Source organism: Paramicrobacterium fandaimingii (genome assembly GCF_011751745.2).
Lineage (GTDB): Bacteria > Actinomycetota > Actinomycetes > Actinomycetales > Microbacteriaceae > Paramicrobacterium > Paramicrobacterium fandaimingii.
The window spans coordinates 2864795-2877189 of record NZ_CP061170.1; the positions used below are offsets into that span (position 1 = coordinate 2864795).

Genomic DNA, 12395 nt, shown 5'->3' on the forward strand with positions numbered 1-12395 from the left:
CTTCCCGTCAGTGAACTACCACACTAGGCAACACGGGAGACATTCTCTAGATTCCCCGCGATTGGTCAGACGAATGTGACGTGCTGTGTCACCCACGCGTGCATGGCGACAGCTGCGGCCGCCGAGGCGTTGATGGACCGCGTCGACCCGAACTGACTGATCTCCACGACCGCTTCGCACACGGCGAGCGCTTCGTCTGAGAGCCCCGGGCCCTCTTGCCCAAACAGCAGAATACACTCGGCCGGAAACGAGAACGTCTCAATGATCACCGACCCTGGCACGTTGTCGATGCCGATGATCGGCAGCTTCGCTTCGCGTGCGGCCTGCACGAGGTCATCGATCGTCGCGTGATGCTCGACGTGCTGGTAACGATCGGTCACCATGGCTCCGCGCTTGTTCCACCTGCGGCGCCCGACAATGTGCACGGTATCGGCGGCGAAGGCGTTCGCACTGCGCACGATCGACCCGATGTTCATGTCGTGCTGCCAATTCTCGATGGCCACGTGGAACGGGTGCCGCACGGTGTCGAGATCGGCGACGATCGCCTCCATGCTCCAGTACCGGTAGCGGTCGATCACGTTGCGGGTGTCGCCCTTTTCTAGCAGTTCCGGATCGTACTGCTCCCCCTCGGGCCACTCGCCTGGCCAGGGGCCGACGCCGTTTGTCGACAGCTCGTGGGTGGGGGGCAAAGCGGCATCCGTCATACGTCAACCGTAGCCCTGCCTCGGTCGCGTACCGAACTCTACGCTCGTGTTTTCGGCGCACCGAAACTTTGCTATGTTTTCGGTATGCCTCACATTCCGGATGCCCCGTCGAAAACGTCGCGTCGCACGCGCGCTCCGCGGCTCATCTGGCTGCTCGGACCGGCGCTTGTCGCGGGCGTCGCCTATCTCGATCCGGGCAACGTCGCGAGCAATATGACGGCGGGCGCCCGCTTCGGGTACCTGCTCGTGTGGGTCGTCGTGCTCGGCAATCTCATGGCCTGGCTCATTCAGTACCTGTCGGCGAAGCTCGGAATCGTCACCGGAAGAAGCCTCCCCGAAGTTCTAGGCCAGCGCATCAGAAGACGCCCTCTGCGCATCGCATACTGGCTGCAGGCGGAGCTCGTTGCGATCGCGACGGACCTCGCCGAAGTGATCGGCGGCGCCGTTGCCCTGAATCTTCTCTTCAACCTGCCGCTCATCGTCGGCGCCCTCGTGACGGGAGCCGTGTCGATGGTGCTCCTTGCCGTTCAGTCGCGGCGCGGCGCACGGCACTTCGAGTTCGTGATCATCGGCCTGCTCGTGATCATCGCCATCGGCTTCGGGGCGGGCATCGTGATTGCGCCGCCCGACGCTGCGCAGGCGGCATCCGGGCTCGTCCCTCGCTTTGACGGAACGGGGTCTGTGCTGCTTGCCGCGTCGATTCTCGGAGCGACGATCATGCCCCATGCGATCTACGCTCACTCGGCGCTCGCCCGCGACCGTTTTCGCCCGTCTCCCGAGAGGCCGACGCTGACGACGCTGCTGCGGGCGACGCGGTGGGACGTGACGGTGGCGATGGTGATTGCGGGAACGGTGAACCTGGCGATTCTGCTGCTCGCGGCATCCGTTCTGCCCGGTGTCGCGGGAACGGACTCGCTCGAGGGAGCCCACGCCGCCATTGCTGCTGGAGTCGGCCCCGCCGTGGCGACGCTCTTCGCCGTCGGGCTGCTCGCGTCGGGGCTCGCGTCGACGTCCGTTGGAGCGTACGCGGGGGCCGAGATCATGCACGGGCTGCTGCATCGCCGCATTCCGCTGCTGGCACGGCGGCTGATCTCGCTCGTTCCGGCCGTGGTCATCGTGATGATCGGCGTCGATCCGACGCAGGCGCTCGTGCTGAGCCAGGTTGTGCTGAGCTTCGGCATTCCCTTCGCGCTCGTGCCGCTTGTCGCCGTGACGGCGAAACGCGATACGCTCGGGCGCTTCGCCAACCGACGCCTCACAACGATCGTGGGAATCGTCGCCTCTGCTCTGCTGATCGCGCTCAACGCCGCGCTGCTCGTGCTGACAATCTCGGGCGTCTGATGGCTCGTGTCGTGCGCGGCTAAGCTGGGATCGCCATGAGACCCCCCGCAGCCGTGGTCGAGGACTACCTCAAGACCATCTACTCGCACACCGAGTGGCAGCCAGACGACATCACGCCGTCGCAGCTCGCCTCACGCCTCGACCTCGCGCCGTCGACGGTCACCGAAATGGTGAAGAAGCTCGCCGCAGCGAAGCTCGTGTCGCACAAACGCTATGGATCCATCTCGCTCACGGCCGAAGGTCGTGCGCAGGCGATCGCCGTCGTGCGTCGGCACCGCCTGATCGAGACGTGGCTCGTCACCGAGATGAGCTACACGTGGGATGCCGTGCACGACGAAGCCGAGGTGCTCGAGCACGCGATCAGCGACCGGCTTCTCGACGCGATCGATGCCCGCCTCGGCCAGCCGGCGCATGACCCCCACGGGGACCCGATTCCGGATGCCGCGGGGCGGACCGCCCGCGAAGAATTCGTTTTGCTGGCCAACGCCGCCGCGGGGCACGTGGGCACCGTGCTGCGCATCAGCGACCGCGACCCCGAGCTGCTGCGCGATCTCGAGCGGTGCGCCGTGAACGTCGGATCGCGGCTGCGCGTCGACGCGCAGCATCCGCTCACCGTCTCGGCTGATGCCGAGACGGTCACGCTCCCCGACGAAGCCGGGGCATCGATCTGGGTGACCGCGTAACGTCAGACCGCCGCCATGGCAACTTGCTCGAGGCGCACGACGATCGACTTCGACACCGGAGTATTGCTGCCGTGAGCCGTGAAATCGAGCGGCACAAGCACGTTCGCTTCGGGGAAGTAGGTGGCGACGCATCCCTTCGCCGTCGGATACGCGATCACGCGGAATCCGCGCGCCACCCGGTCGACTCCGTCGCTCCACTCACCGTGAATGTCGACGCTCGCTCCGTCTGCGATGCCGAGTTCGGCGAGATCGTCCGCGTTGGCGAAGATCACGTGGCGACCGTTCTTGACGCCGCGGTACCGGTCGTTGTTGCTGTAGATCGTCGTATTGAACTGGTCGTGGCTGCGCAAAGACTGCAGCAGAAGCCTGCCGGGCGGCACGTCGATCGTGCGCAGCTCGTTGACGGCGAACTGCGCCTTTCCCGTCTCGGTCGGGAACGTCCGACTGTCGCGCGGACCGTGCGGCAGATCGAAACCGCCTGGCGCACGCACCTTCTTGTTGAAGTCGTCGCAGCCGGGAACCACACGAGCGATTCTGTCGCGAATGCTGTCATAGTCGTGCTCGAAGTGAGCCCAGTCAATGGGGCTGCTCTCCCCCAGCACCGCGCGTGCCATGCGGGTGACGATGGAAACCTCAGACAGCAGGTTCGGAGCGACGGGTTCAAGCGTGCCCTTCGACGCGTGAATCGCGGCGACGGTGTCTTCGACGGTGACGAACTGCTCGCCCGAGCGCTGCCTGTCGATCTCGCTGCGACCCAGCACGGGCAAGATCAGAGCCGTCTCGCCAACGACGGCATGCGAGCGGTTGAGCTTTGTCGAGATCTGCGCCGTCAGTCGCGTGCCGCGCAGTGCCGCCTCAGAGACGTCGGTGTCCGAAATCGCCTTTGCGAAGTTTCCGCCGAGAGCGACGAGCACCTTCACGGCGCCGTCGCGCATTGCCCGCACCGTGCCGACAGCATCCAGCCCGTGTTCACGAGGCAGCCGGGCGCCGAACTCCCCGTCGAGCGCGTCGATGAATGAGTCGGGCATCTTCTCCCAGATGCCCATCGTGCGATCGCCCTGCACGTTGCTGTGCCCGCGAATCGGCGATGCACCGGCCCCGGGGCGGCCGATGTTGCCCCGCAGCATCAGCAGGTTGATGATCTCGGTGATCGTCGGAACGGCGAACTCATGCTGCGTGAGTCCCATCGCCCACGTGATGATCACACGTTCGCTCGCCATGTACCGCTCGGCAAGTTCGTCGATCTCGGCAGAGGTGACGCCTGTCGCGTCGAGCACCCGCTGCTCGTCGAGAGCGTCGAGGCTCTGCGCAAACTCGTCGAAACGAACGCAGTGGCGTTCGATGAAGTCACTGTCGATGATTCCGCCGCGTCGTGCCTCGGCATCCAGAACCCGCTTCGACAGCGCCTGCAGCAGTGCCATGTCGCCCGCGAGCTTCACCTGCAGATATTGGTCGGCAAGATCGGTGCCTCGCCCCACCAATCCGCGCACGGTCTGCGGGTTCTTGTAGCGCTTGAGTCCGGCCTCGGGAAGCGGATTGACGGCGACGATTGATGCGCCGTTCTTCTTCGCATCTTCGAGCGCCGTGAGCATGCGCGGGTGGTTCGTTCCGGGGTTCTGCCCCATCACAATGACAAGGTCCGCCTTTTCGAAGTCGTCGTATCGCACTGTCGCCTTGCCAACGCCGACGGTGTCACTCATCGCCGTGCCCGTCGATTCGTGGCACATGTTCGAGCAGTCGGGGAGGTTGTTCGTTCCGAAGGAGCGCACAAACAGCTGGTACAGAAACGCCGTCTCGTTTGCGGTGCGTCCACTCGTGTAGAACGCCGCGTCGTTGGGCGAATCGAGACCGTTGAGCTCCTCTCCGAGAATCTCGAATGCCCGCTCCCAGGTCACCGGGCGGTAATGGTCATCGCCCTCGGCCTTATAGACGGGTTCTGTGAGGCGCCCTTGCTGCCCCAGCCAGTAGTCGGTCTTGTCCGCGAGTTCAGACACCGGATGCTGTCGCCAGAAGTCGCTCGTCACGAGAAGCGGCGTCGCTTCCCACACGAATGCCTTTGCACCGTTCTCGCAGAACTCGAAAGTCTTACGCTCCGGCGGATCCTGCCAGGCGCAGCTCATGCAGTCGAAGCCGTCCTTCTGGTTCATCGACAGCAGACCTTTGAGCGAACGGTTCACGCCGACGTCTTTGAACGCCGGCCCCATTGCATGCGCGATGCCCGGCACTCCGGCTGCCCACTCTTTGGGCTTGGAGACATCTGTTTCGTCGCTCATGCTGTTCTCACTTTCGCCGGATGCTGCTCTGCACTGCTCTCGTTCGTCACGCGTTCTGCTCCCGCATACACGACCATGCGGTTGTCGCGCACGAAGCCGACGAGGCTGAGCCCCGCGTCGTCTGCAAGCTCAACCGCGAGAGACGACGGCGCCGATACAGCGGCAAGAATCGGGATGCCGGCCATGAACGCCTTCTGCGCCAACTCGAAGCTCGCGCGCCCCGACACCATCAGCACGAGGCCGCGGCCCGCAACATGACCGTTGGCCAGTGCCCAGCCCACAACCTTGTCGACGGCGTTGTGCCGCCCGACGTCTTCGCGCAGCACGAGCAGCTCGCCCGTCACCGAGTCGAAGAGCGCCGCGGCGTGCAGCCCGCCCGTCTTCTCAAACGCCGACTGCCCGGCGCGCAGACGCACAGGCAGCGTCGCTAGAAACTCCGCGTCGACGACAGCCGCATCGTCGTGCAGATCGAACGTCGACGTTGTGCGCACGGCGTCGATGCTCGCCTTGCCACACAGACCGCAGGCGCTCGTCGTCGAGAACGCACGCTTCAGCCCGGCTGCGACGGCGCCGAGAGCAGGGTCCAGCGTCACGTCGAGAACGTTGTAAGTGTTCTCCTCGCCATCGCTTGCGCAGTGCATGGCGCCGAGCACGTGCTCGGGACGGTTGACGATGCCCTCAGAGAGCAGAAAGCCCTGCGCAAGCTCGACGTCGTTTCCCGGCGTTCGCATCGTGATCGTGAGGGCTTCTCCGCCGACGCGGATCTCCAGAGGCTCTTCAACGGCGAGGTGATCCTCGCGCACCGAAATGCGCTCACCCACGGTGTAGCGTGCGACTCGTCGTCGAGCGGTAATTCTGCCCACACCCTAGGTCTAGCATCGTGCACTCGCACCGGCAACTCGCACGACACCTGAGCCGCCTAGACTGGAGTCATCCCCACACCTAGAGGAGACAATTCGTGCGCACCCGTGACGACATCGAATGCTGGCTCACCGACATGGACGGCGTTCTCGTTCACGAGAACGCCGCGGTCCCCGGAGCATCCGACCTTCTTCAGCAGTGGCGCTTCGAGAACAAGCCGTTTCTCGTGCTCACCAACAACTCAATCTTCACCCCGCGCGACCTCAGCGCACGTCTGCGCGCCTCGGGACTCGACGTTCCCGAAGAGTCGATCTGGACGTCGGCGCTCGCAACGGCGGCCTTCCTCAAAGAGCAGGCGCCAGGCGGTTCGGCGTTCGTGATCGGCGAGGCCGGTCTCACGACCGCGCTGCACGCCGCCGGTTTCATCATGACCGAGGTGAATCCCGATTTCGTCGTCGTCGGCGAGACACGCAACTACTCGTTCGAAGCCATCACCAAGGCGATTCGCTGCATCAACAACGGTGCGCGATTTATCGCCACAAATCCGGATGCCACGGGGCCAAGCGCCGAGGGTGTGCTGCCCGCGACGGGAGCCATCTCAGCGCTGATCACCAAGGCAACGGGGCGCGACCCCTACGTCGTGGGCAAACCGAACCCGATGATGTTCCGCTCGGCGCTCAACCGCATCGGCGCGCACTCAGAGAACACGGGAATGATCGGCGACCGCATGGACACCGATGTGGTCGCCGGAATTGAAGCCGGGCTGCACACGGTGCTCGTGCTCACGGGCATCAGCGATCAGGCAGAGATCGAGAAGTATCCGTTCCGCCCGAGCGAGGTGCTCGACAGCGTTGCCGATCTTCTGAACGACGAACCGGTCGAGACCGAAACGTACTGAGGGCTTACCCGGCCGGAACGAGGCTTCCGGTCAGCGGATCCCCCGATGAGCGGTTCACGAAGCAGTAATAGCTGCGCTGACCGTCGTTCCACTGCTCTTCGGTGACCGGGTAGCTTCCCTGCACCTGCACGTCGCCGTACGCGCCCGCCTTGGCGAGGTCGAGCACGCTCGGGTCGCTGCACTTCAGGTAGATCTGGCTCGCCAGCTCGTCTTCGCCGGGAAAGGCGGCGTTCTCGTCGTCAGACATCTCGCCGACAGCGACGAGTTGCGCATCGTGCTCGCCCTCGCAGTCGACGACGGTGAACTCTTCTTCCCACGGGGACGAATAATCACTGAGGCACTCGCCACCGCGCAGCATGTCCCACGAATAGGTGCCGGCGGGCAGTGTTCCCTCTGCGGGAATGGATTGCGTCGGCGTCGGCGTGCTCGTCTCCGTCTGCTCGGGCTGCGATGACGCCATCATTCCGGGAACGAGAGTGCCCACCCAGAAAAGCCCTCCGAGTACGAGCACGGCGACAACCGCGACTCCGACGATGAGCAGCGGGCGGTTACCGGGCGAACCGCCCGAACCGCCGGACACACCGGAACGACGCGCCCCGCGGGAACCACCGGCACCACCACCCGAGCTGAGAGGGGCCTGCACAGGATTCTGCCGCGTCGGCACAGTGTGCTCATCCGATGCGGGCCGGTTCGTGGCAACGGGTTCCGTTGCCGTGCGCTCGAAGAGGGCTCGCAGCCGTGCGCTCGTCTCTGACTCGTCTCCCGTGCGCGATGTGTCCCCGGTGTCCCCTGTTGCCGAGCCTGCCTGTCGGGTGCCTCCCAGCGCCGTGGGGGCTGGAGTGATGTGCGCGTCGTCGTCTGCAGCGGGCGCGTCGTCAGTCGTGTGCTGGCGCTTCGCCCCGCCGAACAGATCGAGAATGCCGAGGTCGGGTGGCTCCGTCGTCTCGGCTACCAACGGAACTCCCGCCTCCTCGGCGAGCGTTTCGGCTTCGGCGCGCTCGACGTCGTCAGCGAACTCCGTGGACTCGTCGAAGATGGCGTCGTCTGCAGCGGCCTCGCCGCCTGTCGAGGGCGCGTCATCGATGGGCGCGGGAACGACTATTGTCGGCTCGTCAGAAGCGGCAGACTTGGGGGCGGGCAGGTCTGCCGCGGTCGGCTCGTCGACAGCATCCTCGTCATCATCGTCGTCACCGACGACAGCGTCATCAGCAAGTGACGACAGCGTTGCCTCGTCATAGAGCCGATCGAAAGCGTCAGGACTCGAGAACCTGCCGTCGATGGCCGCCTGCTCGGGAGATACCGGTTCGGGGCCGCGATCAGCGAATGGGTCGAAAGCCTGTGTCGCCTCGCCCTCGTCAGGCTCACCCGCATGAGCACCGATGGGCTTGTCATCCGACGGCTCCGGCTCCGGCTCGGCTGGCTTCTCAATGAGCGGGTCACCCGCATCATTGGGGGTGAGACCCCACGAGAAGATGCCGTCTGGCGACTTTCGCGGAGGAACAGGAGTTCTGGGAGGCTCTGGATCTTTCGGAGGCTCTGGACTTCTCGGAGAGACAGGGCTCTCTGCTGCACGATCGGCAGCAACATCGAAGGCCTGCGTCGGGGCGCCATCGTCGGCGTCACGCGTCTTGGGCGCGGCGGCGTCGGGGGCAACGTCTGCCTTCGCTGCATCCGGCTGCTGCTCTCTGCGACGAAAACGCCGCCGCCTCATCTTTCGGCTGCCCTCGTCCGCCGCGTCGCTTGTCGGGGGCGCGTCTTCGCCATCACCGTCGTCGATGGTGCTGAAGGCTCCCGTGTCGTCGAGCTGCGACATCAGCCAGTCAGCGCCCAGATCTGCTTCGCCCGTCTGCGGGTTCGGTTCGTCTGGGTGCTTGTCGTCGTCGCGTGGAGTCACTATGCCAATCCCAAATCTTTCAGGGTGAGAGCGGCGTAATAGTCGTACCCCGCCTCCTCGATAGCCTCGCGTGCTCCGGTGTCGCGGTCAACCACAACGGCGACGCCGGCGATCTCTGCTCCCACCTTCGTGAGCGCCTCGATTGCCTTCAAAGGGGACCCGCCCGTCGTCGACGTGTCTTCAACGACGATCACGCGCTTTCCCGCAAGATCTGGCCCTTCAACCTGCTTGCCTCGACCGTGGTCCTTCGGCTCCTTGCGCACGACGAACGCGTCGATGTCGCTACCGCGCGCCGCTCCCTGATGCAGAATCGACGCGGCAATCGGGTCTGCTCCCATCGTGAGGCCGCCGACGGCGAACACGTCGGGGACATCAGCGATGAGGTCGAGCATGACCTGCCCGATCAACGGAGCTACACGATGGTCGAGGCTCACTTTGCGCAGGTCGACATAGAACGTCGCCTTCTTTCCGCTCGTGAGTGTGAAGTCACCGTGGAACACGGCCTCGGCCGAAATATGGTCGATAAGTTGAGTTCGCGCGTCAGTCACGTCCCTTAGTTTAGAGTGCGCGACAGCTTACTCGGCCACCAAATGGCCTTGCCGATGTCGTAGCTGAGCGACGGCACCAGCAGCGACCGCACGATGATCGTGTCGAGAAGCACCCCGAATGCGACGATGAACGAGATCTGCGCGAGGAACAGCACGGGCAGAACTCCGAGAGCGGCGAATGTCGCTGCGAGCACGATTCCCGCAGACGTGATGACCCCGCCCGTTGCCACCAAGCCGTTCGTGATGCCCTTTCTCGTGCCGTGCAGCACAGACTCCTCTCGCACGCGTGTCATGAGGAAGATGTTGTAGTCGATGCCGAGGGCGACGAGAAAGACGAACCCGAACATCGGCACGCTGGGGTCTGCGCCGGGGAACTTCAGAATGTCATTGAAGACGATCGACGACACGCCGAGCGCCGACGCGAACGACAACACAACGGTGAGAACGAGAAGCACGGGCGCCAGAATCGATCGCAGCAAAAGCATGAGAATGATCAGGATCACGACGAGCACGAGCGGAATGACGAGATTGCGGTCGTGCACAGAGGCGTCGATCGTGTCGATCGCCGTCGCCGCGACGCCGCCGACGAGAACACTCTCGCCCGATTCGCCGAACTGGGAGCGCAGATCGCGCACCACCTCCTCGGCTTCCACCGAATCTCCCGGCGCTTCGAGCCTCGCCTGCAGCATCACCTGGCCGTCGACAACCTTCGGTTCGCCCTCGACAGGGCCCGTCGGGCCGTGCGTCGGCTGAATGCCGTCTTCGGTAATGGGCACCGTTCCGCTCGGGGAGTCATCGGAGATGACGGCGAGCGAGTCGACGCCGTCTGTGCCGAGCACGGTGTCGGAGACAGCATCCAGCGAGTCTTTCGGCGCCACGATGACAGCGGGCGTTCCGGCGCTTCCCGGGAAATGATCGTCGAGCACCGCCTGGCCGTCACGCGCCTCGGAGTGGCCGATCACGAACTCGCTCTGCGAAACGCCGTCTGCCTTCAGCCCGACGAGACCGAAGGCTGCGGCGGCGAGCACGACGGTGCTGGCGATCCAGATGGTGCGCGGGCGACGCGCAACAAGGCGCGCGACGGCGGGCCACAGGCCGCGACCCTCGACGCCCTTCGTCACGGCGTGCTCCTCCCCGAAATGCGGGCGGATCGGCCAGAACGCAACTCGGCCCGCCCACATGAGCAACGCGGGAAGCAGCGTGAGGCTGGCCAGAAGTGCGAAGACGATGCCGATCGCCGCGACGGGACCGAGCGCCTTGTTTGAGTTGAGCTCGCTGAGCAGAAGGCACAGAAGCCCCGCGATGACTGTTCCGCCCGAGGCGAGAATTGCGGGCATGGCACCGCGCAGAGCGGCCCACGATGCCTCCCATTTTCGCTCATGGTCGCGCAGCGCCTCACGGTAGCGAGACACGTACAGCAGCGAATAGTCGGTTGCGGCGCCGATCACGAGAATCATCAGGATTCCTTGGGTCTGCCCGGAGAGCACGACGATGTCTTGCTTCGCAAGCTCCACAACGGTGAACATCGCACCTGTCAGGGCGACAAGGCTCGTACCGAGAACGATGAACGGCAGAAGAGGCGAACGGTAGACGATGATGAGAATCACGAGCACGACGGCAAGCGCCACGATGAGCAGCAGTCCGTCGAGACCGCTGAACGCATCGACGATGTCTGCCGAGAGACCAGCGGGGCCCGCGACGGCCGCATCGAGGCCGTCGGGCAGCGCATCGGCGAAGTAGGCGCGGATCTTCTCCACCGTGTCAGCCGGCTTGATGTCGGCGTCAAGAGGTGCGACGACCTGCACCGCTTCGCCGTCGTCTGAGGCAATCGCCGGGGAGACGCCGTCGCTGACGACGCCATCGATGCCCGCAATATGGTCGATCGCCGCGTCAATCGCCGTCTTATCGGCATCCGTCACTCCCGAATCGCGCTCAAAGACGATGACGGCGGGCACCACATCGTCGCCGCGAAACTCGGGCTCAAGCTCGTGCACCTGTGTGGCGTCGGCGCTAGCCGGAAGGTGCTGCACCTGATCGTTCTCGGCGACATCGTTCACCTGCCCGAACGCCGAACCGCCTGCGCCGAACACGGCAAACCAGACAAGAATGAGCATGAGGGGTGTGACGATCCGCACCCACCGCGGCGCTCGTGACGGCGCGGTGTGGCGTGGTGTTGGCGTGTGCGACATGGGTTCCTTTACGCAGGTTTCTCGATGACACCTCAACGCTATGAAGCGCACGTGGGTCTGCACGTCGCCCAAAAGTTTGAATTCGGCACCCGACGCCAAACCAGCCAAACTCTCATACCGGCCAGGTAGCGTTGACGCATGCGCATCGCCACGTGGAACGTCAACTCCATTCGCACCAGAGTCGGCCGCGTCGTGGATTGGCTCGTGAGAGAAGACATCGACGTGCTCGGAATGCAGGAGATCAAGTGCCGGCCCGATCAGTTTCCCGTCGAGCCGTTTGAGCAGGCGGGCTACGACCTGCAGATTCACGGACTCAACCAGTGGAACGGCGTCGCCTTCGCAAGCAGACTGCCGATGACCGATGTCGAGCGCGGATTCGCCCAGATTCCCGGCTTCGGCAAACCGCCGAAGGTCGAGCACGAGCTCGACGCCGACGGCGTTCCCATCGAGGCACGGGCGCTCGGCGTCACGGTCGACGGCGTTCGTCTCTTCAGCCTCTACGTGCCCAACGGCCGCGGACTCGACGACCCGCACTACGCATACAAACTCACCTGGCTCGACACACTGCGGGCCCAGGTCGAGGGGATGCTCCAGAAGAACTCCGACCTGCCACTCGCGCTCATGGGCGACTTCAACGTCGCCCCACTCGACTCCGACATGGGCGACCCCACGTTCGCCCACGGCGAGTCCACGCACATTTCCGAACCCGAGCGCGCTGCGTTCCGCGCCTTCGAGTCCGCTGGACTCAGCGATGTCGTGCGCCCGCTCGTGCCCGAGGGATTCACCTTCTGGGACTACAAGCAGCTGCGCTTCCCTCGCAACGAGGGAATGCGCATCGATTTTATTCTCGGTTCGCCCGCCTTCGCCGATCGCGTGACGGGTGCGTCAATCCACCGCAATGAGCGCAAGGGTGATTCCCCGAGCGACCATGTTCCCGTCGTCGTCGACATCGAATCCGCTGGCGATGACGACGACATGCCCATGATCTTCGGCTGAGACGAGCA

Annotated in this window: 10 protein-coding genes; 4 read left to right on the forward strand and 6 right to left on the reverse strand. The window is 64.6% G+C overall.

Going from position 1 to position 12395, the window contains the following annotated elements:
* Positions 1 to 65: 65 nt before the first annotated feature.
* Positions 66 to 704 (reverse strand): RNA methyltransferase, encoded by a 639-nt coding sequence (locus HCR84_RS13815; protein WP_166980100.1) that lies wholly within the window; start codon positions 702 to 704, stop codon positions 66 to 68.
* 84 nt (positions 705 to 788) lie between these two features.
* On the opposite strand from HCR84_RS13815, the gene HCR84_RS13820 reads away from it, so the two are divergent.
* Both HCR84_RS13820 and HCR84_RS13825 read left to right on the forward strand, forming a co-directional pair.
* Positions 789 to 2045 (forward strand): Nramp family divalent metal transporter, encoded by a 1257-nt coding sequence (locus HCR84_RS13820; protein ID WP_166980098.1) that lies wholly within the window; start codon positions 789 to 791, stop codon positions 2043 to 2045.
* Between the two features lie 35 nt (positions 2046 to 2080).
* Positions 2081 to 2728, forward strand: a complete 648-nt coding sequence (locus HCR84_RS13825; protein WP_166980096.1) for a metal-dependent transcriptional regulator — start codon at positions 2081 to 2083, stop codon at positions 2726 to 2728.
* Positions 2729 to 2730: 2 nt separating this feature from the next.
* Here HCR84_RS13825 and HCR84_RS13830 read toward each other — a convergent pair whose 3' ends face one another.
* Together HCR84_RS13830 and fdhD are read right to left on the reverse strand one after the other, a co-directional pair.
* Positions 2731 to 5001: an FdhF/YdeP family oxidoreductase gene (locus HCR84_RS13830; protein ID WP_166980094.1), complete on the reverse strand. Its 2271-nt coding sequence runs from the start codon at positions 4999 to 5001 to the stop codon at positions 2731 to 2733.
* Entirely contained in the window at positions 4998 to 5864 is an 867-nt protein-coding gene (gene fdhD, locus HCR84_RS13835; protein WP_166980092.1) for a formate dehydrogenase accessory sulfurtransferase FdhD, read from the reverse strand. The genes HCR84_RS13830 and fdhD overlap by 4 nt, the downstream gene beginning before the upstream one ends.
* Positions 5865 to 5959: 95 nt before the next feature.
* On the opposite strand from fdhD, the gene HCR84_RS13840 reads away from it, so the two are divergent.
* On the forward strand, positions 5960 to 6760 hold the full coding sequence (locus HCR84_RS13840) for an HAD-IIA family hydrolase (protein WP_166980090.1): 801 nt from the start codon (positions 5960 to 5962) through the stop codon (positions 6758 to 6760).
* 4 nt (positions 6761 to 6764) lie between these two features.
* Here the strand turns inward: HCR84_RS13840 and HCR84_RS13845 are convergent, their stop codons facing one another.
* The 3 genes from HCR84_RS13845 to HCR84_RS13855 are packed head-to-tail and all read right to left on the reverse strand — an operon-like array spanning position 6765 to position 11391.
* Positions 6765 to 8654, reverse strand: a complete 1890-nt coding sequence (locus HCR84_RS13845; protein WP_166980089.1) for a septum formation family protein — start codon at positions 8652 to 8654, stop codon at positions 6765 to 6767.
* Positions 8654 to 9202, reverse strand: a complete 549-nt coding sequence (gene pyrE / locus HCR84_RS13850) for an orotate phosphoribosyltransferase (RefSeq protein ID WP_166980087.1) — start codon at positions 9200 to 9202, stop codon at positions 8654 to 8656. The genes HCR84_RS13845 and pyrE overlap by 1 nt, the downstream gene beginning before the upstream one ends.
* Before the next feature lie 5 nt (positions 9203 to 9207).
* Complete coding sequence (locus HCR84_RS13855) at positions 9208 to 11391, reverse strand: MMPL family transporter (RefSeq protein ID WP_166980085.1); 2184 nt, start codon at positions 11389 to 11391, stop codon at positions 9208 to 9210.
* Between the two features lie 138 nt (positions 11392 to 11529).
* Between HCR84_RS13855 and HCR84_RS13860 the strand changes: the two genes are divergently transcribed.
* A complete protein-coding gene (locus HCR84_RS13860) occupies positions 11530 to 12387 on the forward strand; it encodes an exodeoxyribonuclease III (RefSeq protein ID WP_166980083.1) in 858 nt (285 codons plus the stop codon).
* The last annotated feature ends 8 nt before the right edge of the window (positions 12388 to 12395 follow it).

Coding starts and splice junctions, on each gene's coding strand:
- HCR84_RS13820 (WP_166980098.1), top strand. CDS start 789: ATGCCTCACATTCCGGATGCCCCGTCGAAAACGTCGCGTCGCACGCGC.
- HCR84_RS13825 (WP_166980096.1), top strand. CDS start 2,081: ATGAGACCCCCCGCAGCCGTGGTCGAGGACTACCTCAAGACCATCTAC.
- HCR84_RS13830 (WP_166980094.1), bottom strand. CDS start 5,001: ATGAGCGACGAAACAGATGTCTCCAAGCCCAAAGAGTGGGCAGCCGGA.
- HCR84_RS13855 (WP_166980085.1), bottom strand. CDS start 11,391: ATGTCGCACACGCCAACACCACGCCACACCGCGCCGTCACGAGCGCCG.
- HCR84_RS13815 (WP_166980100.1), bottom strand. CDS start 704: ATGACGGATGCCGCTTTGCCCCCCACCCACGAGCTGTCGACAAACGGC.
- HCR84_RS13860 (WP_166980083.1), top strand. CDS start 11,530: ATGCGCATCGCCACGTGGAACGTCAACTCCATTCGCACCAGAGTCGGC.